Consider the following 20,715-nt stretch of genomic DNA (forward strand, 5'->3'; position numbering starts at 1 on the left):
GACAGGCCCTCGGCCCACCAACCCAGCACCTTGAGAGAACCGAGGTGGACCCGATGCCCAACAGCATCGCACACCAGCTCCACGTCACCGGGGGCAAGAGCGCACCCGAGGCCGAGAACCACGACCTCCGCGACCTCCTGGCGGCCATCCGCGACGCCCTCGACGTGCCGCCAGGCCCCAAGCGTGCCGCCATTCTCGGCGACCGCGTCCTGGTCGTCAGCGGCACCATCCGCGACGTCCTCGACGGCAAGGTCCAGTACATCCCGTTCGAGACCGACCTGTTGCGCCGCAAGACCACCGAGGGCGGTGGCACCGGTGCTTGACCTGCCCACCGACGAGGACCTGAAGAAGACCCAGGACATCATCGCGGCCGCGCCGCACGGCCCCTGGACCATCGAGTCCGTCGAACCGCCCCGGCTGCCGGACCAGGCCGGACCCATCTGCTTCCTCGAAACGTGGGTCGACAGCGAACGGCTGCCCGTCCTCCAGTTCATCGAGCATGCACGCGACGCGCTGCCCCGCTACATGGGCGCCGTCGCCCGCCTCAAGGCCGAGAACGCCGCCCTGAAGCGGCGCCTGGAAGGCGGCCGGCCGTGACACAGACCCTCGCCTTCCCGTGGGCCGCCAAGCTCGCCGCCGACGACCTCGCCGCGTTCATCGAGGACCTGTGGGGCGCCGCCTCCGGCGACAACAACCTGGCCACCCTTCAGGCCATCGAACAGGCCGTCGCCAAGCACCGCCCGGCCGACGAAGCAGGCGTGCCGTGCCCGCTGTACGAGGTGCACCTGTCGGCGCTCATCGACGCGGCGAACGGCGAAGCTCCCAAGGAGTCCGCCCGCCGCCTCGGCCTGGCCCTGCCGACGATCTACACGCGCCGTCAGCGGGCCTGCGCCCGTCTCAACGCCGACACCGTCGACCAGGCCGTCGCCATCTGCGTGATGAACGGCTGGATCACCCGGGACCACGTCCGCCTGCCCGAACCGGTCCGAGGCCGCAGCGCGACCGGCTGGACGCAGCTCTACCGCAAGCGTGCGCGCCAGCTGCGCGAGCAGCCCGGCGAGTGGCTGACCACCGGCCCCTACACGTCCCGCCAGTCCGCGCTCAGGGCCGCCTACCGCATCCGGGCCGGCCTGATCCGCGACTTCAAGCCCCGCGGCTCCTTCGAAGTGGAGCTCGCCCGCGACGAATCCGTCTGGGCCCTGCGCCTGCGCTTCATCGGCGACCCCGCCCAGACCCACGAAAGGCCCGCATCATGACATCCCTCCGGTACGCGATCATCGCCACGGACGGCGAACTCACCCACCACGACGGCGCACTCGACTGGGAAGCCGTCATCGGAGTCGAAGGCCGCGCCCGCGTCCGCCTCGACGCCCGGCTCGCCGTGACCGGCTGGGTCAACGACTGCGGCCTCCTCGACCCGAAGAAGTACCCGCGCAACCCCGTCGGCACCTGCCTGCTCTACAGCCTCGGCGCGCCCCTCCAGCCGTACGCCGGGCCCGTCGTGTTCACCGGATGGAACCCGGCGAACATCGCGCGCGGACTGACCGAGATCTGCGGCCTGCCCGAGCCGGTCGTCGCCCTCGACTCCATCCACGGCGACGTCCTCAAGGCCCTCGCCGGCCAGACCCCGCGCGACTTCTCCCCGAGCTGGGCGGAGCAGATGCGCGAGATCGCCGCCCACGCCCGGACCGCGCCCACCCCCGGCATCACGTTCGGGACGGTGACCGGCCGATGAAGACCACCCGCCCGGCGTCAAAGCCGTCCGCAGCCGCCGTGAACCGGGCCGGTGCGGAAGCCAAGGCAGGTGAGGAGCTGTCCACTTTCGCGGCTCCCGAGACCCTGCCTGCGCCGGGCGGGCCCCAGACCACCCGTTCCGCGTCAACGTCACCCGCCCCCGGGTCATGCACGGCCGGACAGGGAGCGAAGGGAGACGAGGGGCCTGTTCTCCGTACAGAGGCCCCGCAGACCCTCCCTGCGCGGAACGGGTCCCAGACCGCCGACCCGGCGTCAACGTCATCCGCGTCAGCGGACAGGACGCGCGCGGAAGCGAAGGCGAAGGAGGAGCAATGCGCTCGCGCTGCTTGTGCTCCAGAGATCTCGCCTGCGCCGGGTCGGCCCCAGACCGCTCGCCCGGAGTCAAAGTCACCCGCTGAGGTCCCGAGCACCCCCACAGCGGGAGCCAAGGCCGACGAGGAGCCGACCCCCCTGACGGCGGCTCCGCAGACGCGGCCTGCTCCGGGCGAGCACCACCCCAAGATTCCAGTCCTCACGCTGACTGTGCACGGCACGCCCGGCCCGCAAGGCTCCAAGACCCGCAACGCGGCCGGCGCCATGTACGAGTCGTCGGCCAAGGTCAAGCCCTGGCGGGAAGCAGTCAAGTCAGCAGCCCTGGACGCCATCGGGCACGACGCGCACGCATACGACATCGGCTGGAAACCGCTCGACGAGCCAGTGCACCTCGAGGTCGTGTTCACGCTGCGCCGCCCGAAGCACCACTACGGCACCGGCCGCAACACGGGCGTGCTGAAGGCCTCCGCGCCCACGCACCCGACCGGCAAGCCCGACCTGGACAAGCTGCTGCGCTCGACCCAGGACGCCTTGAAGGACGCGGGCGTGCTGCGCGACGACAGCGTCGTCACCGCCACGACCGCGACGAAGACCTTCGTCTTCACGGGCTCTGACGCCCTCTCGCACCCCGGCGCCGTCATCCGGGTCTGGCGCCTGAACAACCCCAGCAAGGAGTCCGAGTCGTGACGGCTGTCCAGCTTCCGCAACGGTTCCTGGCGAAGACCAAGCCGGAGGACCGGGGCTACACGTCGCCCTGCCTCATCTGGAGCGGCTATCTGATGCCGAACGGATACGGCCAGTTCCGATGGGCCGGACGTACTCAGCTCGCACACCGCGTGGCGTACGAGATCCAGATCGGCCCCATTCCGGACGGCTTTTCGCTGGACCACCTCTGCCGCAATCGGGCCTGCGTGAATGTCGAGCACCTGGAAGGGGTCACGCAGCGGGAGAACTTGCTGCGCGGCGAGACCGTCACGGCCGCGCACGCCGCCGCCACGCACTGCCCGCAGGGCCACGAATACACGCCAGAGAACACCACCGTGAGCGGCGGCATTCGCTACTGCCGGTCGTGCAACCAACAACGCATGCGTATCCGCAACGAGCGCAATCGAAAGGCCCGTTCCTCATGACGCAGATGAAATTTGACGCCAAGGTGTCGGCGAGCGCCCAGGAGGCCCTCGAGCCGCACGTTCGCCCCGTGTACGCCACGCCCGCCGCCCGGCGCCTTTTCATCGGCGAGTTCGCCGCGATCGAGCGCACCGAGCCCGCACCCGGCTCGGAGAAGGAAGCTTCCGTCAAGGTCCGCATCGTCGCCCTGGAGCTGCCGAACGAGGCCCAGGAAGGCATCGTCCGGGAGTCGCTCAGGTTCCTGCACCTGCAGCGCACCGCCCGCGGAACTCTCGACGACGACGGGCAGCTGGAGCTCGACGAGTCCACGCTCCGCCTCACCGGCGGCCGGCTCGCCTACCTCGAGACCGCGCGCCTGCGGGCCGCGCTGCACCACTGGGCGAACTACTCGCGGCGCGTGCTGCACACGCCCAACCTCACCGTCACCGAAGCCATGCACGAGCTGAAGACGGTCGCCGACGGCCTGGCCGCGAGCCTCAACGCCGCCCGCGACGACGCCAGCGACAGCAACGACGACTGACCCGACCCGCCCGCCCCGCCAAGCCCTGAAGGGAGGTGACCCATGCCTCAGCGAGTCCGTGTACCGCTGCGCGTCATCGTCGGCTACTACGCCGACGCCGCCCTGCCCGTGTACGTCAAGATCGCCGCCCTGGAGCGGCGCGAGACCGGCTGTGAGGCCGGGGTCTCCTACCTCGGGGGCCTGCTGGGGCTGTCCCGGTCGAGTGTCGAGCGGGCGCTGACCCAGCTGATGCGGCCGGCCCCGGACGACGACATCGCCGAGGTCACCAGCTACCGGCGCACGCTGCCCGGCGGCACCGGCACGACGGCCGTACGGCGCGTGCGGGTCGCCTCCCGGGCGGAGCATGCAGCCTGGGTGCCGTCCCGTGCTGCGGAGGCGCTCAGCCCCCGGCAGCTGCGCGTGTACGCGGCCCTGGCCTACGCGACGGCGACTGGGCATCACCTCACGCTCGCCGACCTCGGGCAGGTGCTGCGTCACCGGTCCGGGAAGAAGGCCGGCCAGGCGCTCGATGTGCGGTCGGTGCGGCGCATCCTGCGCGGCCTGGAAGACCTCGGCTGGATCGCCGTGGACCGGCGTGCCGGATACCGCGGCCGCCACGTCTACACCGTGTTCGAGGAACCCACGCAGCCCTCGCTGACTGGGGATCTTGATGAGGGATCGGGTGGGGATCTTGACGGGGGATCCCTCGCGTCTAAGGAACACCACCTGACTGACTCACCGGAGGAACCGCCGGCCGGTGGTTCCATCCGCCGCAGGCGAGCTCAGGCTGTAGCGCGAGGCCCTGTGGAAAACCCTCCGCTTCCCGCCGCGTACCGGCGCCCGTACGCGGGGCCGCAGCTGAGTCTCGCTCCGCGGATCTGGCGAGTCCTCGAACCTGTCAAGCCGCTGATGGCCGGGCTGTCGCCGTACGTGGTGCGGCAGGCGGCGCGGGAGATCGGCCGCCAGCTGGACGCGGGCATCGACGGTGAAGTCCTGCGGGCGCGACTGGAGTTCCGTTTCGCGTCCACCCAGGAGATCCGCGACCCGGGCCGCTGGCTGCTGGGGGCCGCCCTGCGCATCCCCGAGCCCCGCCGCTCCCGGTGCGGCCTCGTCGACTGCGAGGACGGCGTCATGCGGTTCACCGGCGCCCCGTGCAAGGCGTGCGCCGACACCCCGTACCGGCCTCCCGAACCCCTGCGGAGGCCGACATGACCGACCTCCCGCGGCCCGCGACGCACCAGCTGCTCCAGCTCGCCGCAGCCTGCCGACCGGACTGGTCCATCGACCAGCTCCGCGAAGCCGTCGCCCAGGTCCGCTGCCACGACGACATGTCGTTCGGCCGCCTCCTGGTCGCCGTCGCCCAGCTGATCGCCGACCCGGTCGCCGAACCCCCAGACCTGCTCGCCGCACCACCCGAGCTGTGGCGCCGCCGGCGCCGCCCGCCCGGACCAGAGATCGCCCAACGCGGGGCCGCCGCCGCACGCGCGGCCCTGCACCGACCCGACACCACCGACTGCACTGAAGGGACGTGATGGCGATGACCGCAACGATGCACATCAGCCGTCGCACCACCCGACCGCAGCTGCTGAGCTGCCTTCGATCCCGCTGGGGAGCCTTCCGGCTGCGGCACTTCCGCCGCGCCCAGACCGTCTACTTCGGCCGTCTGCACGACGCCCTGCCCCTCACCGACCCCGACCGTCACTTCCTGGACGCCCCGGCCCTCGAGGACGCCTTCGCCCGGCTGGCCGCCGAGCACGCCGACCGGGTCACCCCGGCCGACGGCGGCGCCCAGGCCCGCGACAACGACCGCGAGGTCCTGCTGCTCGCCACCTGCGACGCCTGGTACCGCGACATCCACGGGCCCGAACACCGCTGGAGCCCGCGCACCATCGCCAACTACGAGCGCCTCCAGTCCGGCATCCGCGGCTGCTTCCACCCCGGCGGCGACGCATGAGCCCCCAGCCGGCCGTGCACCGGGCGGCAGGCGAGACCGTGTCCGCGCTGCGGCAGCAGCTGTACACGCTCGTCGGCCGCGCCGTGAAGGAAGTCCGTCTCACCCGGGTCAACTGGCCCATCGGCAAACGGTGGGTGGCCACCGTCTTCGGCGTCACCGGCCAGGAAGTGCCGCTGTATGACCGCGGCCTGCACTACCAGGCGGCCATGATCCTCAAGGATGCGTTCCCGCAGGCCAATTGGGCCGTCGCCCAGGACTACGACGTCAAGACCGGTGTCCTGCGCGAGCACGTCGTACGGATGCCCGCCTGCCTGCGGGAGGACGTCGACTGATGCGCACCTACGACGAGGCCTTCGCGGCCGCCCGCGACGAATCGACCTTCTCCAACAGCAGCCAGTGGGAGGTCTGGGCGGCGAAGAACTGCGACCGCTGCTTCCACGACAGGCCCACCCGGCAGGGTGACGACGCCAACGGCTGCCCGCTGATCCTCGTCGCCCTCATGAGCAAGCGGCCCGCCGAGTGGCTGACCGAGACGCAGGAGCAGGAGGTCTACGCCGACTACACCTGCACCGAGTTCCGGCCCGAGGACGACCCCGACCCCAAGCCGCGGCCCATCCCGACGCCGCCCGGGCAAGGCGAACTGCTGCCTCGCGAGCCCTTCGAAGGCCACCGCATGCTCAGCCTGTTCGACCCCGCCGACACCACCGCCGGCGTGGGAGGTGAGCGGCTGTGAGCGGGCGCGTGAAGCGAGGCCGCTCCGACCACCAGCACGCCGCGCAGCAGGCCCAGGAGATGCCCGGCCTGTGGGTGATGGCCGGCACCTATCCCAGCAGCGTCACCGCGAAAAACATGGCCAACCAGGTCCGCAGCGGTGACCGGCTGCCCGCCTACCGGCCGCGCGGCGCGTTCCAGGCCCGCACCGAACTCACCCAGGAAGGCGCCGACCTGTGGGTCCGCTACGTCGCCGAGGCCGGCGAGCAGACCGACTTCCAGAAGTCCATCGCCTCCGGCCTCACCGAGGACCTCGACGCCTTCACGCGCCGCCTCGACGAGGCCATGGCAACCACCCGGAGGACCAGATGACCACGCCCAGCTTCCTGCGCCGCTGGCGTACCCGGCTCAGCGACGCCCAGGCCAACCGGCTCCGCACGCAACTGGCCGAAGAACGGGACCGCAACAGGAGCCTCGAGCAGCGTGTCGCCGACCTCCAGGACGCCAACCTCGGCGCCTACCACGAACTGTCCATCGCGAACGGCAACGCCTGCCTGAAGGCGAACTGCACGCTGTGCAAGGCCGCCGAGAAGGCGAGAACAGCATGATCGGCTACATCCTCCTGTCCCTCGGCACGGCAGGCACCGCGACCGTCCTCTACCAGGTGGCCCCGGCCGCCCGCGGCGCACACCGCTACGTCGTACCCCGCTCCGTGCTGCGCGCCGAGGCCGCCCGCAAGGACGCCCAAGTCGACGAGCTGGCCTGCAAGCTGGTCGGCCTGTGCGCGGAACTCGACGGCGCCTACGAGGAACTGCACACCGCCCTCACCGGCAAGGAGAGCGCCGAGCAGCGCGTCAAAGAGCTCGAGCAGCAGCTGAAGGCCTTCGACGCGACCTGCGCGGAGAACACGCAGCTGCGCTCGGACCTCGCCAACGCCCGCGCGGTGCGGCAGCTGTGGCCCGGACCGTCGCCGGCCGACGACGCGAGCTCCCTGCCCGACGAGCTCCAGCAGTTCGCCGACCAGACCGCGACCGCCTGGCGGGCCCGCGCCTGACACAGACCCCGTCCGCCGCCGCGGATGACCAGCGGCCCCGGCGGCGGACGGCACAACCACCCCAATCCTGACTGGAGCGCTCCGTGAAGAAGAAGCCCACCATCATCACCCGCCGGCTGACCACCACGAGCCTGCTCGAAGTCGTCGCCAACGACCTCGGCAGCACCCCGGCCGCCGTACGGCCGGCAGTGATGGCCACCTTCGACGCCATCGCCCGCGCCAACGCGAGCGGCCACGACGTGGCCATCACCAACTTCGTCACGTTCGTCTCACACCGCGTCAAGCGGTCCACACGCCGCAACCCCCAGACCAACGAGACGTTCATCTCGCCCGCACACCGGGTCGTGCGGCTGCGTGTCTCCGACCACCTGGCCGAAGCCGTACGCCGCGGCGACCGCAAGGTCACCATCCGCAAGGCGCCGAAGGGCACCGCGAAGGCGGCGGAGTGAGCCATGGCCTACACCGGCTCTGTCCCCGACACCGGGACCCACCGGCACGACTGGATGGCACACATGGCGTGCGCCGTCGAGGACCCCGACCTGTTCTTCGACAAGGCCCGCACGCATGAGGCACGCGTGGTGTGCATCGTCCGCTGCCCCGTCCGGCAGGAGTGCCTCGCCAACGTCAAGCAGCTCGAGCGCGGCACCTCACGTGAACAGCGCGACGGCATCGTGGCCGGCCTCGCCCACAACGAGCGCTGGCGCCTCGACACCGACGTCCCCCGCTACAAGGGCGACGCCGAGGCCCTGGCCATCGACGGCACGGAGGCCTGCGGCACGCACCTTGCGCTGATGGGCCACCTGTGGCGGGGCGAGCAGGTCGACCCGACGTGCTGGAGCGCCGAAATCCGCCGGGACCGGCTCGAACGAGTCTCCGCGGCCCGCGCCCGGCAGCAGGCCGCCGCGGCATTCCACGAAGACCCCGACGACCTCAAGACCGCGTCCTGACCCGCCCAGGGAGTCTCTGATGCAATACACCGGCCTGATCGCGCTCACGATCGCCGTCATCGCCGTGCTGGCCCTCCTGGTCGGCGCCAACGACCCGTGGTTCTTCAGCCTGCTGGCCATGGCCTGCCTCCTGCAAGGCGCCCGTGAGGCCTACCAGGAACACCACGCCACGGCCGTCGCCTGCCTCGTCGGCGGAGCCTTCTTCGCCGGAGCCGCCTTCCGCGGCCTCTTCAAGGGCCGTGCCGCGCAGCAGGGCGGCACCTGATGCCCGTCACCCTCACCACCCATCAGCTGCTGCTCGTCGCCTTCTTCGGCGGACTGTTCGCCTCGGTCCTCCACCACGGCCTGGTCCTCGCCTGGAAGGCCGCGTACTGGCTCGCCGACCGGGCGCTGCACCGACACGAATCGCTGCGCACCCGCCGCAAGCACCTCCAGATCTGCCGGGCCATCGACGCGCTCGGCACCACCAACGACCCGAGGAACAACCAGTGAAGATCGCCGTGATGGGGCAGGGCTACGTCGGCCTGCCCCTGGCCATGGCCGCCGTCGAGGCCGGCCACCGCGTGACCGGCTTCGAACCGGACCCCGACCGCTGCGCACAGTTGCAGGCAGGCACCTCCTACGTAGAAGACGTGCCCGACGAGCGACTGGCGGCCGCGCTCGCCACCGGCCGCTACCTGCCGACCGGCGACGACATCCACCTCACAGGCTTCGACACTGCCGTGATCACGGTGCCGACCCCGCTCAAGGACCGTCAGCCCGACCTCTCGTTCATCGAGTCCGCGGCCCGCACCCTCGCCGACTCCGTGGACGACGGCGCGCTCGTCGTCCTGGAGTCCACCACGCACCCCGGCACCACACGGGACGTCGTCGGCCGCATCATCGAGCAGCGCTCCGGCGCCCGGCCCGGCGCCGACTTCCACCTGGCCTTCAGCCCCGAACGCATCGACCCGGGCAACCAGCAGTGGCGGTTCGAGAACACGCCGAAGATCGTGGCCGGGCTGACGAAGGAATGCCTGCGCCGGGCCTGCGAGTTCTACACCTCCGTCACCAGCGACGTCGTACCGGCGCAGAGCCTGGAGGCGGCGGAACTGGCGAAGGTCTTCGAGAACACGTTCCGCCACGTCAACATCGCCCTGGTCAACGAGCTCGGCCACCTCGCCCGCACGCTCGGCGTCGACGTGTGGCACACCCTCGACCTTGCCGCATCCAAGCCGTTCGGGTTCACCAAGTTCCTGCCCGGCCCCGGCGTCGGCGGCCACTGCCTGCCCGTCGACCCGGTCTACCTCACCCACCACGCCCGGACCCAGCACCGGCACGCCATGCGGCTCGTCGAGCTCGCGCAGGACATCAACGAGGCGCAGCCCGCCTACACCGTCACCCGCCTGCAAGACGCCCTCAACGCCCGCCGCACCCTGCTGAACGGGGCCCGGATCCTCGCCCTCGGCCTCGCCTACAAGCCCGGCACAGCCGACCTGCGGGAGTCGCCGGCCGTCGAGGTCGTCGAGCTCCTGGGCGCCAAGGGCGCCGCCGTCGACATCGTCGAACCGCACCTGCCGAAGCTCACCCCGCGAGACTTCCGGGCCATCCCTGAGGACCTGAGCGTCTACGACGCCGTCGTGCTGCTCACCCCGCACGACACCTTCGACCTCCAGCACGTCGCCGACCACGCGCAGTTCGTGCTGGACACCCGGGGCGTCATGCCCGACGCCCCGCACATCGAGCGGCTGTGACCGCCATGACACAGAGGAGAACCAATGCCTTCCGGAGCGATGGCCCACACCGGGCTGGGAGCGATGCTGCTCACCGGAGTCGCCCTGCTGATCGGCGGAGCAGGCGCCGTCCTGCGCTTCGTCACGAGGAGAAGCCGCGCCTGATGCAGCCGACCGTCTCCGTCCTCATCCCCGCGCACAACGAGGCCGAGACGATCGGGGAGCTGGTCCAGGCCTGCCTGGACCAGCCCTACCCGATCGAGCAGCTCATCGTCGTCGCCGACTCCTGCAAGGACAACACGGCCGAGGTCGCCCGCCAGGCCGGCGCCACCCTCGTCCTCGAGACCACGTTCGCCGACAAGGCCGCGAACCAGAACCACGCCCTGCCGCACATCACCGGCGACGTCATCGTGGGTTTCGACGGCGACTCCAAGCCCGAACCGGACTGCATCAGCCGCATGGTCGCGGACATCGCCCGCGGCTACGACGCCACCTGCTCCAGCATCCTGCCCTTGCAGGAGACCGGCTTCTTCATCGAGGCCCGCCGCTTCGCGTACAGCCTCGGCTCCCAGTGGTGGCGCATCTGCCAGCGCACCGTCGGCCGCCTCCAGGTCCTCACCGGCGCCTCCTACGCCTTCCGCACGGACGTCGTCCGCGCCGTCGGCGGCTTCCCCAACGGCCTCATCAGCGCCGACATGGACATCACCTGGAAGCTCCACGAAGGCGGCTACAAGACCTGGTACACCGCCGACGCGCTCACCCTCACCGTGGACCCCGAGAACTGGCACGAATACACCCAGCAGATGCCCCGCTGGGCGGCCGGCTACTTCCAGAACGTCGCCCGCTACAAGCGGCTCATGTGGAACTGGCGCAGCCTGCTCACCGTCGGAACCGCCATGTTCGACCTGGTCACCCTCTGGTGGTGGCTGGCCGTCGTGATCTACAACCTGGTCACCTGGCAGCACCTGTCCATGTTCCGGTACATGGGCTACTGGGCGGCCGGACACACCGCGCTGACCACCTACCTGGTCTCCCGCGTCGTCGGCTGGAAGAAGGCCGCCCTCGGCTTCCTCCCGTACACGCTGCTGAACTTCTACAACAAGTACCTGTACACGAAATCGATGTTCCGGGAATGGCTGCTCGGCCGGCACTACGCCGCCTGGACTGGACGCAGCGGCCGCAAGACCGTCATCACTCCCATGACTATGTCCCGCCGCTGGGCGCTCGGCCAGACCGGAGCCGTCCTCGGCGCCGTCGGCACCCTGATCGGCGGCTACCTCGGCAGCACGCCGCTCTTTGCCGCAGGCGTGGCCGGAGTGATCGCCGCCCCGCTCGCCGTGTTCCCGTGGCGCGGCAGCGGCAAGCGCCGCGCAACACAGCCCGCACCGCCGCCTGTTGCGGCGACGGCCCCGATGCCGGCCCTCGTCGACGAGGACACCGTGCAGATCCCGCGCGTCCGCGTGGCCAAACTCCTCGACCCCGACACAGAGACGACGCTGAACGTGGCCCTCCCACGCCAGCGCACCGCCTGGTCGCCGACACACGAAGGAAGCGCGCGATGAACGACCTCACCTTCGGCCGGCCCTTCGTCCTGCGACGCGACCGCGACATCAGCGATGTCTCAGGGACGGGCATCATCGCCGACGGCATCGTCTTCCCCGACGGGCACGCCGCGATCCACTGGCGCGGCCGGTGGCCGCTCACCACACCGCACCCGGACGGCCTCGAGTCGATCCTCGCCATCCACGACCACGGCGGCCGCGGCGACTTGCACGTCATCTGGCCTCAGCAGTCCACGAAGGGCCGGGAGATCCTGGCGGCGGCCGTCGGCCGGGCCTACGCGCTCGCCGGCCGGTGGGAGTCCGCGCACGGCTCATCCATGTTCCTCGTGAACGCTGCGGGCGCCGAGCTGCGCGACGTGCTGGACGACTCCGGGACTGATCCCGCAGAAGTCGTCCACCTGACGACGAATGACCAGGTCACGGCCATGTCTGGGGTGGACGACATGGCGGCCGCCGAATGCTCCGCCCAGCACCGCGGCTTCGACGATGGCCGCCAATGCATCCGGGCTGCGCAGCATCGCGGCGATCACGTCGACGAGCGCGGCTTCCACTGGTCCGACACCGTCGCCGTCTATCCGGTCGCCGGGGATCAGCTACCGCCCAACCAGGGCCCGTTGACCGGCATCGAGGTCCGCGATCCGTGCCCGCACTGCGAGGACTGCCGACTTGTCCCGCGTCGGCAGATGATGGTTCACCTGCGGGAACAACATCCCGGCGCCACCTGCGATTTCCCGCTCGGCTGGCGCGTTGCGAAGGCCTACGCCTTCGACGAGCACGACCCCAAATGCAGCTACACCCGCACCCGCGGTGCTCTGCTGTGCGACTGCCACGTCCTCTTCCCCGAGCAGCGGTCCAACTCATCCCTGCGCAAGCGCATCGACGAGGCAATCGGCGACGCGTGGCAGGCGGGGCTGAATCACTCGAGCGGCGAGCGCGTGCGCAGGGAGATCGGCGACGCCGTGATGGCCATCGTCGACCCCGCGCTCGCTGCCGCCGAGAACAGCTGCGACCTTCCGCACGAGATGGAGGCCTGACCGTGACCATCGCAGTGGACTTTGACGGCGTGATCCACGCCTACAGCAAGGGCTGGCACGACGGCAGCATCTATGACGGACCCGTACCCGGCGCCATCGACGCACTGCGGCTCCTCATGGACACGGACGCCGTCTTCATCCACACCACCCGCGACGCCGGTCAGGTAGCCACCTGGCTCCTCAATCACGGCCTACCGGTCCGCGTGGGCGGCGATGAAGGACGCGTCTTCTGGAACGAGCGAGGAAGCCTGCTCGTCACCAACCGAAAGCTCCCCGCCCGCGTCTACATCGACGACCGCGCCCTGCACTTCCAGAACTGGGACCAGGCTCTGCTCGAACTCGGACGGCGGGGCATCTGACATGGGCCGCCGTATCAAGGCCGCCAACGTCGAGCGGCTGCTTATCGACCACGGCCACGAGTTCTCCGAGTTCGAGGCGGGGGAGTGGGACCCGGGCTTCCGCGTCGCCCAGGCCGGGCCACGCCAGGTCAATGTCTACTACGACGGGCCCGACGAGGCCGACCAGCTCGAGGCCATCGCCGCGGAACTCCGTGACGCCGGCTACTCCGTCATCGCCACGCAGCAGGACCGCGGCGGCCGCCGGCGCCTGGAGGTGACCCAGCCGTGACCACCCTCGCACCCGAACCAACCACCACCGGCACCGACAACGCCGACGGCCCCGTGCACGCCGTGTGCTGCGTCGAAGACGTCGCCATATGCGGAAAGGACGTCACGGGCGATCCGTGGGTGAGCGACGACGAAGAGCTCACGTGCGTCGTCTGCATCGACCTCAGCACCCAGAGGTGTCCGAGGTGCGGCCAGTGACCACTCAGCGCGACCCATCAGCGATGCAGCCCGCCTTCGCCCGCGGCTTCCGCCTCCACGTCGGCGGCCGCATCCTCCACGGCGCCGAGTTCCCCACGCGCCGCGTCCTCGTCGTCGACGACCCCGAGTACGGGCTGTGCACGGCCGCCATGTCACTCGACGAGCTGCTCAAGGGCTACGTGAACCCGCGGGTCGAATGGCCCGGCGACCAGCTGGTGCCCAGCGAGCTGCTCTACGGCCTCATCAACATCGTCGCTTTCCCCGGCAGCTTCACCCCGCCCGCCAAGCCGTATCCCGAGGATGCGGTGCGCGCCGTCCTTGCCCAGCTCACGAAGTACCTCGGCTACGACGTCGTCGAACGCGCCGCCGAGGCATCCCAAGGAAAGGAGCAGCCCTGATGGGCGCCACGAAGCGGATCATCTTGGTCGAGCGTCACGAGTGGACGCTCAAGCAGCCCGCCCACCACACGGAGGTCGAGAAGGCCGTTTCAGTGGCCGAACAGGACCGGGCGCGGCTTGCAACCCGAGGCGTCCAGACCGAGGACGTGCACGTCCACGGCGGCGATGACGAGCTCGTCATCTCGTTCCAGGCTGAGCGGCCCAAGAACCCCAAGCGGCCCGGCTACCGCGGAAGCGACGACGACGTGGCGGTGGCCGATGCCTGAGCAGGAAGGCGAGTTTCGTCTCGTCATGCCGTTCGTGATCGTCAAGAGCCAAGGCGGCCCGTACGATGACGCGGCCTTCGCCGCCGGGATGACGTGCGGCCAGTTCTGGACCGAGCTGCAACAGCTGTCCGTGCATGGCGCGACGCCCAGGCCCCGATATGTACGACCGGAACACATCCCCCAGCTCGACCTCATCGCCATGCACTTCAACTACACGATCAAGGCTGGAGACACCGACGAAGCGTCCGGCTACCAGCGGATCGACTTCGGACCGCAGTACGACGGGCCGTGACATGGCCAGTCAGGACACCGGTGCGTGGCAGGCGCGGGCGGCCTGCGCAGGCGACGACCTGGACCTGTTCTTCTCCAATCCCCAGGTCGGTCTCCGCATCTGCGCCGGCTGCACCGTGCGCCCCGAATGCCTCTACGACGCGCTCGCGATGGAGATCCCCAGCGCCCGCCACGGCGTCCGGGGCGGCCTCACCGCAGACGAACGCAACGACGTGCCGCCCCTGCCGCGGAAGCGCTCCGAGGCCATCGAAGTACTCCGTGGACACCTCGCCACCGTGACGCCCGAAGCGGGCACGCCCGAAAGGACAGACCAGACAGTGAACGACACCCCAGCCACCCCGCCGGCAACCTCCCCGAAGACCGAGAGCTTTCCCCTGGGCCACCTCCTGAAGTGGGGTGACGAGCACGCAGACCCGCAAGTCCGCGACCAGGCGGCGGCCGCCCGCGAGAACCTGGCCGGCCTCCGCAAGCGCCACGCCGCGGATCAGGAGCTGACGGCCATCAACGACGAGGCCGAAGCCCTGGAGAAGCGGCTCGCTGAACTCCGCGCCCGCGAAGCCGAACTGACCCCGCCGAAGCAGAAGAAGTCACGCTCCCGGAACCCCGTCGACTACCCCGCAGCCGAGATCCGCACCTGGGCGAAGACGGCCGGCGTCCACTGCCCGCCCGTCGGCCGCGTGCCGAAGCAGGTCGTCGACGCCTGGCGCGCCGCGACCCGTCAGGAGACCGACGGTGCAGACGCCTGAGGGCAGCCCGGCATCATGCGCCAAGCCCGGCATCCCCGGGTACCGGCGTGGCTGCCGCTGCGCGGGGTGCCGGGCCGCGAACACCGCGAAGTGCCGGGCAGGACGCGAACGCCGCGTCGCGCGGGCGGACACCTCCGACTTCGAGCACGGAGTCAGCGGCTACAAGAACTGGAAGTGCCGCTGCCCCGTCTGCACGACGGCGAACACGGATTACGGCCGGCCGCGCGTGCAGGCCTTCGAGGAACGGCACTCCGGGCACGCGACCCCGAACAGCGGCGCCTTCTGGAAACCGGAGGAGATCCAGCTGGTGCTCCGCGACGGCATCCCGCTCGCCGAGTTCGCCATCCAGCTCGGCCGCTCCTACAGGTCCGTGTACGCGAAGCGATACACGCTCAGGAAGACGAAGGAGGTACGGCGTGCAGACGCTCGATGAGCTGGTGGCCGACCTCGTCGACCGCTACACCGGCGACAAGGACCACCCCGGCGACGGCGGCCCCGGCCTCATCCACCGGCTCGACACCCTCGGCCTGCGCACCCGCCAGCCCCGCGACGGCGGCCACGCCCCGCCCGGCAGCCGGCCGCCGACCTCGCTCGAGGCCGTGTCCTGGTCGCAGCGCATCAAGGTCGAGGCGATCGGCCTGGACATGCGGCTGCGCGGCTCCGCGCGCACCCAGCCCTGGTACCGGGCGCTCAAGGCGATCCCGCCCGGGGCGGAGAACGCTGGCCGGGAGCGGGAAGTTCGCAGCATCGTGAGCCAGTGGCACGGCACCGTCCTCACCGTTCTCGGGCTGCGCGGGCCGTCGGTGCACTTCCGGCTGTGCCTGTGCCTGTCGTGCGGGCAGCGGACCGTGTACGGGCGCGCGGACGACGACCGGCCGCGCGCCTGGTGCGTCAACGACGCGTGCGAGGACGGCGATACGGGTGCACCTGCCCGGTACGACGGGCCGCGGCTGTACCTGCTGACGGAGAACCGGGCGGCGGACGCCGAGTTCGAGCCGCCAAGATCAAGTGCGAGATAGTCAAAGAAAGTTGGACCCAACCGCTTGTGGCAGGTCGTACTTTCTCGTACTGTGGTTTACAGAGGTTGAGGCAAACACCCCAACCACACCGTGGGGAGGACCCGACATGCACACCACGCTCTTCCACTCCATCGAACTGATCGAACCCGGCGACCTCGTCCTCTACCACGGCTCCCTCACCGACCTGCACGGCCTCTGGCTCGCCATCCCCTGCCCCTGCCGCGCCTGCCACGCCATGGACGCCCTCGGCCTGCCCGACGTCCGCTTCGCCCTCGCCGACCCCTGGGGCGAACGCCCCGGCCCCATCCACGCCCACCGCGAATCCCTCACCCGCTCCGCCGCCTGCGGCTGAGCACACAGACCAGGCGGCCGAGCCATCCCCCAACTCGACCGCCATCCCGGGCCGCGCCCCGCACTTCCCCCGAGCGGGGCGCGGCTCACCCCACAACTCAACACCGAAGCGCCGTAGCTCAGTTGGCAGAGCAGCGACCCTCTAAGTCGCAGTGCGCGGGTTCGAGTCCCGTCGGCGTTACTTCAATTCCCCTTCCAGTGACTGGAGTTACCCATGCGCGTGCGCATCGCTGTCGCCACGCTCGGCATGAGCGCCGTGGCCTTCCTGACCGCCTGCTCTTCCGGCTCCGCCGACCCGGACGGTCAGGGCGCCGCGGTGACGTGCGAGAGCTTCGTCAAGGACCGATTGAAGTCGCCTGGCAGCGCCAAGTTCCCCGGCGTCACGGACCCCGACTACGCCAAGATCATCACGGTCAGCGGCAAGAAGCCCTGGAAGTACCAGATCAACGGCTACGTCGACAGCGACAACAGCTTCGGCGCCAGTGTCCGCAGCGACTACGTGTGCACCGTGTCCACCAAGAACGGCGACACCTGGCACCTCGACTACATGCGCATCACCGAGCGCCAGTAGCCCACCGACCGCCCGGCGGCCGTACACGCGACCCGCGCACCAGCGCACCGACTCGCTACCGGCCGCCGGGCCTCACAGGAGAGACACAATGATCATCATCAATCCTGGCTCTGGCCCCGTCTCGGAAGCCACAGAAGAGAACGCAACGGGCAACACGGCCGTGTTCGTCCTCGACCTCGGCGCCAAGGGCCTCCCGGTCAGCGACGCGGTCCGGCACCCGGAAGCCGACTACGGAGACGGCCGCTACGCCTTCACTCTCGCCATGGCCGACGGACGCAGCATCGAGATCCAGATGCCTGGGCTGCCCGTCGAACGCGTGCGTTACCTGGGCGAGGACGGCCAGAACATCTGGGACTTCCCCCGCCTCTACGTGGACGACTCGTCCTGGGTGTGGAACTACGCCCTCGACGCCTGCGAGCCGGACGACGAGGACGACGACCGATGAACACCAGCCCCTTCGGCATCCCCACCGGCCCCGTCGACACCAGACCGGCCGGCTTCTACGAGTCCAACGAGCAGGCCGCGATCCTGCGCGAGACGCTTAGCAACGCCGGCCTCGAACTGGGCCAGTACGAGCGGATGCTCGTCGACTGGCTGTCCCGCTGGGACTGGGCGACGGTCGCCGTCATCGCGTCCTGGGTGGCGCGCGCCGCGGCGGCCCGCGAGACGGAGAAGGACACCCGCGGCGGCGACCAGCCGCACGAGGGCGAGTCCACTCCGGCGCCGGAGCCGACGCAGTGCGCCACCGACGGCAGTGGGGGAGAGGACCAGTGAGCCAGACGCCCGCCATGACCGTCGTCACGCGCCGCGCACTCGTGCGCCAACTCGTCGAGGACGACCCGACATTGAGCCAGCGCGCCATCGCAGCTCAACTCGGCGTCAGCAAGGACACCGTGCGCCGCGACCTCGAAGAGATGAGCCGCGCGCAGAGCCACACCGAGCCGGAGCCCGCCGCGGATGAGCCGCAGGCCGCGCCAGCGCCCACCGGCCAGACGCCCCCCAGTGCGCCACCGGGCTACCTACTGCTCCAGCTCGACGAGCCGCTGCGCCAGGCCCTCGCCGCACTGCGCGCCACCGTCGGCGCGGCCGACACCCACGAGCAGAACGTCAAGGCTGCCCGCGCCGCGATCCGGTCCGTGGCAGACGTCGTCCTCGAGGAGCAGGGCATCGCGCCGGCTGCTGTCGATAAGGGCGAGTGACCGCCATGACCGAGCAGCCTGAACCGATCGTGCAGATCACCCGCTACGAGGTGTCCGTCCTCCCCGAGAACGACATCAACCGGAGCGTCTTCACGATCTACGTGGAGAACCGCGGCGATGACCGGTGGGCCGTCGTCCGGCGCCGCGAGTGCATGAACGCCAAGGGCGAGTGGTCCTACGAACTCCGCCCCTCCGAACGCGACGACGAGTGGCTGGCCGACCACCGCTTCAACCGGGTGACTGCGCTGGAGCTGGCGAAGTGGGCTGCCCCGCGGATCGTCGCCAACGGCCACACCGCAGTCGACGCGTACCGCCGAACCCACCCCGCATGACGACGAGCGCGGGCGCCGCAGCTGGAACCTGCGGCGCCCGCACCACCCCGAACCCTACGACCAGGAGCCTGACCATGACCGAACGCCAGACGACCGCCCGCGAATCGATCGAGAACCTGTGGGACCGGGCCACTCCCGTCCGCCCCCTGCTGGACACCCACCGCGCCGAGATCACTGAAGGCAACGCCGACTGGCTCGACAGCGTTGGCGAGGTCGACGCGGCTCGCCTGCTGCGCGCGGTAGCCGCTGACCTTCGCGCGGCCATCGCTACCGCTGGGGGTGCGCGGTGAGCGCCGACACCACACACGACAACCTCGCCGTCGACCAGCTGCCCACCCTGGGCGAACTCGGCGGCCCGTGTCCCTGCGGTCGCGGCGAAACCATCGGAACCTGCCACTTCACCAGCAACCGCATGTGGTTCCGCGTCTTCCACGACGGCAGCACCAGCTTCCACTGGGAGAACGCCGCCGACTGGGTGTGCGTCGACTGCATCGCCGACATCGCCATCGCGGTCGCGACCGGGGAGATCCGTGCCGCGATCCGCCGCATTGGCCAAGAACGCCACGCCGCCCCGCCGACCATCGCCTGAATCGTCCCGCCCGTGGGGGCCACACCAGCCCCCACCCCCAACCCGGAGAACCCCATGACCGACCAGACCGAGACCACCGCATCGCCATCGAACCGGCGGGCGTTCGTCCACAACGCGATCACTGACGCACTGTCCGCCGCAGGGGACTGGGTGCCGCTGAGCGTCCGCATCGCCGCAACCCGGGCAGCACTCGCCGAGGTCGACGCCTGGTACGCAGGAGGCGCCCCGCCCGCTGCTGCTGGTGTGGCGCCCGCCGCCAATCAGACCGACCTCGGCACCGAGTTCGTCCGCCAGGCCGACCAGCCGGACGAGGCAGCAATCGCCGCCTTTGAGGCCAGCCTGCCGGAGCACACCGAGCCCAAAGCCGACTCAAAGGCCGAGCGCCGCGACCGGTACGCCGCAGCCATGGCGAAGCGGGACGGCGACACGTGGCCGACCCAGTACGCGGACGACGAGGCCGACTACCGGCGGCGCGCCGACGCGGTGATGGCTGTCGCGGACGCCGAACAAGCCGAACTGCAGGGCCGCCTCGCCCACCTGCAGACGACCAGCGAGGCTGCCGGGATCCTGCTCGCCCGCACAACCGACCACCGCGACCGATTCCAGGCCGCCATCGAGCGCGTTCAGGGCGTGCTGCCGTTCGCTGAGCAGGTCGCCGCAACCTCCGGGCCGGGCCCGGCCTCCGCTGTGAACGCCGTCCTCGACCGGCTGCGCGCCGCCCTCGACGGCACCGAACCCGCTGCCGCGTCTGTCGTCGATCAGACCGAGCCCGACGACACCGACCTGACCGAGGCGGACATCGACCGGATGATGGCCGCCAGTGTGCCTGTGCAGATCGTCACCGCGCCGCCGCAGACCTACGCTGCCGCGCCTGCCGTCGACCGGGCCGCCGTCCTCCGTGAAGCCGCCGACGCCCTTGGCCGCATGGACTACGACGCCGACAGCAACGACTACGGCTACGACACGTACCGCGACGCCTGGAACGGCGGGGTGATGGACGGCGCCGACCTGCTGCGCCGCCTGGCCGACGAGGCGCAGCAGCAGCCCGCGGCGCACGTCTACCTGTCCACCGGCTGCCTGCACGGCCAGCACGGCTACTGCTCGAACGTCGACGGCATCGCCGGGCTGAAGAAGCCCGCGCAGTGCAAGTTCTGCGCCGCACCATGCGTCTGCCCCTGCCACCACAAGACGCAGCAGCAGTCCGCGGCGGCCGACGGCGAGGAGCCGCAGCCGTGAGCCACGCCTGGGCGATCGCCGCCGTCATCGCATCCATCCCGCTCGCCGTCCTCCTGGTCCTGCTGATCGGATTCATCGCGTACCGGGTCGTCGCCAACGACGTCGCGGGAAGACTCCGTGACGACGCCGCGCGCCTGCCAGGCGGCCCGCTCGACCCGCGGGCCGCCGGCCTCCAGTACGCCGCCGAAACGGTGGAGCGCTGGGGGAGGCGATGAAACCGGCACC

41 protein-coding genes and 1 tRNA gene are annotated in these 20,715 nt (G+C 70.5%); all 42 read left to right on the plus strand.

Annotated elements, in window-relative coordinates; all coding sequences use genetic code 11:
- The first annotated feature begins 53 nt into the window (after positions 1-53).
- The 42 genes from JYK17_RS18115 to JYK17_RS18320 all read left to right on the plus strand — a co-directional run bounded on the left by JYK17_RS18115 (position 54) and on the right by JYK17_RS18320 (position 20,705).
- Positions 54-323 (plus strand): hypothetical protein, encoded by a 270-nt coding sequence (locus JYK17_RS18115; protein WP_128803667.1) that lies wholly within the window; start codon positions 54-56, stop codon positions 321-323.
- A complete protein-coding gene (locus tag JYK17_RS18120; RefSeq protein WP_128803668.1) occupies positions 316-597 on the plus strand; it encodes a hypothetical protein in 282 nt (93 codons plus the stop codon). Before JYK17_RS18115 ends, JYK17_RS18120 begins: the two co-directional genes overlap by 8 nt.
- A complete protein-coding gene (locus JYK17_RS18125; RefSeq protein WP_128803669.1) occupies positions 594-1,256 on the plus strand; it encodes a helix-turn-helix domain-containing protein in 663 nt (220 codons plus the stop codon). Before JYK17_RS18120 ends, JYK17_RS18125 begins: the two co-directional genes overlap by 4 nt.
- Positions 1,253-1,735: a hypothetical protein gene (locus tag JYK17_RS18130; RefSeq protein WP_164932296.1), complete on the plus strand. Its 483-nt coding sequence runs from the start codon at positions 1,253-1,255 to the stop codon at positions 1,733-1,735. The genes JYK17_RS18125 and JYK17_RS18130 overlap by 4 nt, the downstream gene beginning before the upstream one ends.
- A 542-nt stretch (positions 1,736-2,277) precedes the next feature.
- Positions 2,278-2,754 (plus strand): RusA family crossover junction endodeoxyribonuclease, encoded by a 477-nt coding sequence (locus JYK17_RS41015; protein ID WP_222810788.1) that lies wholly within the window; start codon positions 2,278-2,280, stop codon positions 2,752-2,754.
- Complete coding sequence (locus JYK17_RS18140) at positions 2,751-3,197, plus strand: HNH endonuclease signature motif containing protein (protein ID WP_234547515.1); 447 nt, start codon at positions 2,751-2,753, stop codon at positions 3,195-3,197. The genes JYK17_RS41015 and JYK17_RS18140 overlap by 4 nt, the downstream gene beginning before the upstream one ends.
- On the plus strand, positions 3,194-3,715 hold the full coding sequence (locus JYK17_RS18145) for a hypothetical protein (protein WP_222810789.1): 522 nt from the start codon (positions 3,194-3,196) through the stop codon (positions 3,713-3,715). Before JYK17_RS18140 ends, JYK17_RS18145 begins: the two co-directional genes overlap by 4 nt.
- Positions 3,716-3,757: 42 nt before the next feature.
- Positions 3,758-4,906, plus strand: coding sequence for a hypothetical protein (locus JYK17_RS18150; protein WP_222810790.1), 1,149 nt, complete (start codon positions 3,758-3,760; stop codon positions 4,904-4,906).
- The gene (locus tag JYK17_RS18155; RefSeq protein WP_164932298.1) at positions 4,903-5,226 is read left to right on the plus strand and encodes a hypothetical protein; all 324 of its coding nucleotides are present in this window, start codon (positions 4,903-4,905) and stop codon (positions 5,224-5,226) included. Before JYK17_RS18150 ends, JYK17_RS18155 begins: the two co-directional genes overlap by 4 nt.
- Before the next feature lie 5 nt (positions 5,227-5,231).
- Positions 5,232-5,648, plus strand: coding sequence for a hypothetical protein (locus JYK17_RS18160; RefSeq protein WP_222810791.1), 417 nt, complete (start codon positions 5,232-5,234; stop codon positions 5,646-5,648).
- Entirely contained in the window at positions 5,645-5,980 is a 336-nt protein-coding gene (locus JYK17_RS18165) for a hypothetical protein (RefSeq protein ID WP_222810792.1), read from the plus strand. The genes JYK17_RS18160 and JYK17_RS18165 overlap by 4 nt, the downstream gene beginning before the upstream one ends.
- Positions 5,980-6,381, plus strand: coding sequence for a hypothetical protein (locus JYK17_RS18170; RefSeq protein WP_222810793.1), 402 nt, complete (start codon positions 5,980-5,982; stop codon positions 6,379-6,381). The genes JYK17_RS18165 and JYK17_RS18170 overlap by 1 nt, the downstream gene beginning before the upstream one ends.
- Entirely contained in the window at positions 6,378-6,731 is a 354-nt protein-coding gene (locus tag JYK17_RS18175; RefSeq protein WP_222810794.1) for a hypothetical protein, read from the plus strand. Before JYK17_RS18170 ends, JYK17_RS18175 begins: the two co-directional genes overlap by 4 nt.
- Entirely contained in the window at positions 6,728-6,967 is a 240-nt protein-coding gene (locus JYK17_RS18180; RefSeq protein ID WP_222810795.1) for a hypothetical protein, read from the plus strand. The genes JYK17_RS18175 and JYK17_RS18180 overlap by 4 nt, the downstream gene beginning before the upstream one ends.
- Positions 6,964-7,413, plus strand: a complete 450-nt coding sequence (locus JYK17_RS18185; RefSeq protein WP_222810796.1) for a hypothetical protein — start codon at positions 6,964-6,966, stop codon at positions 7,411-7,413. Before JYK17_RS18180 ends, JYK17_RS18185 begins: the two co-directional genes overlap by 4 nt.
- A gap of 83 nt (positions 7,414-7,496) precedes the next feature.
- A complete protein-coding gene (locus JYK17_RS18190; RefSeq protein ID WP_222810797.1) occupies positions 7,497-7,862 on the plus strand; it encodes an HU family DNA-binding protein in 366 nt (121 codons plus the stop codon).
- 3 nt (positions 7,863-7,865) lie between these two features.
- On the plus strand, positions 7,866-8,360 hold the full coding sequence (locus JYK17_RS18195) for a WhiB family transcriptional regulator (protein WP_222810798.1): 495 nt from the start codon (positions 7,866-7,868) through the stop codon (positions 8,358-8,360).
- A 19-nt stretch (positions 8,361-8,379) separates the two neighbouring features.
- Positions 8,380-8,625, plus strand: coding sequence for a hypothetical protein (locus JYK17_RS18200; RefSeq protein ID WP_222810799.1), 246 nt, complete (start codon positions 8,380-8,382; stop codon positions 8,623-8,625).
- Complete coding sequence (locus tag JYK17_RS18205; RefSeq protein ID WP_222810800.1) at positions 8,625-8,852, plus strand: hypothetical protein; 228 nt, start codon at positions 8,625-8,627, stop codon at positions 8,850-8,852. Before JYK17_RS18200 ends, JYK17_RS18205 begins: the two co-directional genes overlap by 1 nt.
- Positions 8,849-10,093 (plus strand): nucleotide sugar dehydrogenase, encoded by a 1,245-nt coding sequence (locus tag JYK17_RS18210; RefSeq protein ID WP_222810801.1) that lies wholly within the window; start codon positions 8,849-8,851, stop codon positions 10,091-10,093. The genes JYK17_RS18205 and JYK17_RS18210 overlap by 4 nt, the downstream gene beginning before the upstream one ends.
- A 143-nt stretch (positions 10,094-10,236) precedes the next feature.
- A complete protein-coding gene (locus tag JYK17_RS18215) occupies positions 10,237-11,634 on the plus strand; it encodes a glycosyltransferase family 2 protein (RefSeq protein WP_222810802.1) in 1,398 nt (465 codons plus the stop codon).
- Complete coding sequence (locus tag JYK17_RS18220) at positions 11,631-12,668, plus strand: hypothetical protein (RefSeq protein WP_222810803.1); 1,038 nt, start codon at positions 11,631-11,633, stop codon at positions 12,666-12,668. Before JYK17_RS18215 ends, JYK17_RS18220 begins: the two co-directional genes overlap by 4 nt.
- A gap of 2 nt (positions 12,669-12,670) precedes the next feature.
- A complete protein-coding gene (locus JYK17_RS18225; protein WP_222810804.1) occupies positions 12,671-13,027 on the plus strand; it encodes a hypothetical protein in 357 nt (118 codons plus the stop codon).
- A 1-nt stretch (position 13,028) separates the two neighbouring features.
- Positions 13,029-13,295, plus strand: a complete 267-nt coding sequence (locus JYK17_RS18230) for a hypothetical protein (RefSeq protein WP_222810805.1) — start codon at positions 13,029-13,031, stop codon at positions 13,293-13,295.
- Entirely contained in the window at positions 13,292-13,492 is a 201-nt protein-coding gene (locus tag JYK17_RS18235) for a hypothetical protein (protein WP_222810806.1), read from the plus strand. Before JYK17_RS18230 ends, JYK17_RS18235 begins: the two co-directional genes overlap by 4 nt.
- Positions 13,489-13,890 carry a hypothetical protein gene (locus tag JYK17_RS18240; protein WP_222810807.1) on the plus strand — a complete coding sequence of 134 codons (402 nt, stop codon included), beginning with the start codon at positions 13,489-13,491 and terminating at the stop codon, positions 13,888-13,890. The genes JYK17_RS18235 and JYK17_RS18240 overlap by 4 nt, the downstream gene beginning before the upstream one ends.
- Entirely contained in the window at positions 13,890-14,156 is a 267-nt protein-coding gene (locus JYK17_RS18245; RefSeq protein ID WP_222810808.1) for a hypothetical protein, read from the plus strand. Before JYK17_RS18240 ends, JYK17_RS18245 begins: the two co-directional genes overlap by 1 nt.
- Positions 14,157-14,181: 25 nt before the next feature.
- Positions 14,182-14,448 carry a hypothetical protein gene (locus JYK17_RS18250; protein ID WP_222810809.1) on the plus strand — a complete coding sequence of 89 codons (267 nt, stop codon included), beginning with the start codon at positions 14,182-14,184 and terminating at the stop codon, positions 14,446-14,448.
- 1 nt (position 14,449) lies between these two features.
- On the plus strand, positions 14,450-15,193 hold the full coding sequence (locus JYK17_RS18255; protein ID WP_222810810.1) for a WhiB family transcriptional regulator: 744 nt from the start codon (positions 14,450-14,452) through the stop codon (positions 15,191-15,193).
- A complete protein-coding gene (locus JYK17_RS18260; RefSeq protein ID WP_222810811.1) occupies positions 15,180-15,626 on the plus strand; it encodes a hypothetical protein in 447 nt (148 codons plus the stop codon). Before JYK17_RS18255 ends, JYK17_RS18260 begins: the two co-directional genes overlap by 14 nt.
- The gene (locus JYK17_RS18265) at positions 15,610-16,212 is read left to right on the plus strand and encodes a hypothetical protein (protein ID WP_222810812.1); all 603 of its coding nucleotides are present in this window, start codon (positions 15,610-15,612) and stop codon (positions 16,210-16,212) included. The genes JYK17_RS18260 and JYK17_RS18265 overlap by 17 nt, the downstream gene beginning before the upstream one ends.
- Positions 16,213-16,318: 106 nt before the next feature.
- Positions 16,319-16,564 carry a hypothetical protein gene (locus tag JYK17_RS18270; RefSeq protein WP_222810813.1) on the plus strand — a complete coding sequence of 82 codons (246 nt, stop codon included), beginning with the start codon at positions 16,319-16,321 and terminating at the stop codon, positions 16,562-16,564.
- A 107-nt stretch (positions 16,565-16,671) separates the two neighbouring features.
- A tRNA-Arg gene (locus JYK17_RS18275) sits at positions 16,672-16,744 on the plus strand.
- 33 nt (positions 16,745-16,777) lie between these two features.
- Positions 16,778-17,134 carry a hypothetical protein gene (locus JYK17_RS18280; protein ID WP_222810814.1) on the plus strand — a complete coding sequence of 119 codons (357 nt, stop codon included), beginning with the start codon at positions 16,778-16,780 and terminating at the stop codon, positions 17,132-17,134.
- A gap of 88 nt (positions 17,135-17,222) precedes the next feature.
- Entirely contained in the window at positions 17,223-17,579 is a 357-nt protein-coding gene (locus JYK17_RS18285) for a hypothetical protein (RefSeq protein ID WP_222810815.1), read from the plus strand.
- Positions 17,576-17,908, plus strand: a complete 333-nt coding sequence (locus tag JYK17_RS18290) for a hypothetical protein (RefSeq protein ID WP_222810816.1) — start codon at positions 17,576-17,578, stop codon at positions 17,906-17,908. The genes JYK17_RS18285 and JYK17_RS18290 overlap by 4 nt, the downstream gene beginning before the upstream one ends.
- A complete protein-coding gene (locus JYK17_RS40600) occupies positions 17,905-18,333 on the plus strand; it encodes an HTH domain-containing protein (protein WP_308011696.1) in 429 nt (142 codons plus the stop codon). The genes JYK17_RS18290 and JYK17_RS40600 overlap by 4 nt, the downstream gene beginning before the upstream one ends.
- 5 nt (positions 18,334-18,338) lie before the next feature.
- The gene (locus tag JYK17_RS18300; protein WP_222810817.1) at positions 18,339-18,665 is read left to right on the plus strand and encodes a hypothetical protein; all 327 of its coding nucleotides are present in this window, start codon (positions 18,339-18,341) and stop codon (positions 18,663-18,665) included.
- A gap of 74 nt (positions 18,666-18,739) precedes the next feature.
- The gene (locus JYK17_RS18305) at positions 18,740-18,955 is read left to right on the plus strand and encodes a hypothetical protein (RefSeq protein WP_222810818.1); all 216 of its coding nucleotides are present in this window, start codon (positions 18,740-18,742) and stop codon (positions 18,953-18,955) included.
- A complete protein-coding gene (locus tag JYK17_RS18310) occupies positions 18,952-19,254 on the plus strand; it encodes a hypothetical protein (protein WP_222810819.1) in 303 nt (100 codons plus the stop codon). Before JYK17_RS18305 ends, JYK17_RS18310 begins: the two co-directional genes overlap by 4 nt.
- 54 nt (positions 19,255-19,308) lie before the next feature.
- Positions 19,309-20,490 (plus strand): hypothetical protein, encoded by a 1,182-nt coding sequence (locus JYK17_RS18315; RefSeq protein ID WP_222810820.1) that lies wholly within the window; start codon positions 19,309-19,311, stop codon positions 20,488-20,490.
- Positions 20,487-20,705 carry a hypothetical protein gene (locus JYK17_RS18320; RefSeq protein WP_222810821.1) on the plus strand — a complete coding sequence of 73 codons (219 nt, stop codon included), beginning with the start codon at positions 20,487-20,489 and terminating at the stop codon, positions 20,703-20,705. Before JYK17_RS18315 ends, JYK17_RS18320 begins: the two co-directional genes overlap by 4 nt.
- Positions 20,706-20,715: the final 10 nt, after the last annotated feature.

The sequence above is a fragment of the Streptomyces plumbidurans genome (genome assembly GCF_019857225.1).
Classification (GTDB): domain Bacteria; phylum Actinomycetota; class Actinomycetes; order Streptomycetales; family Streptomycetaceae; genus Streptomyces; species Streptomyces plumbidurans.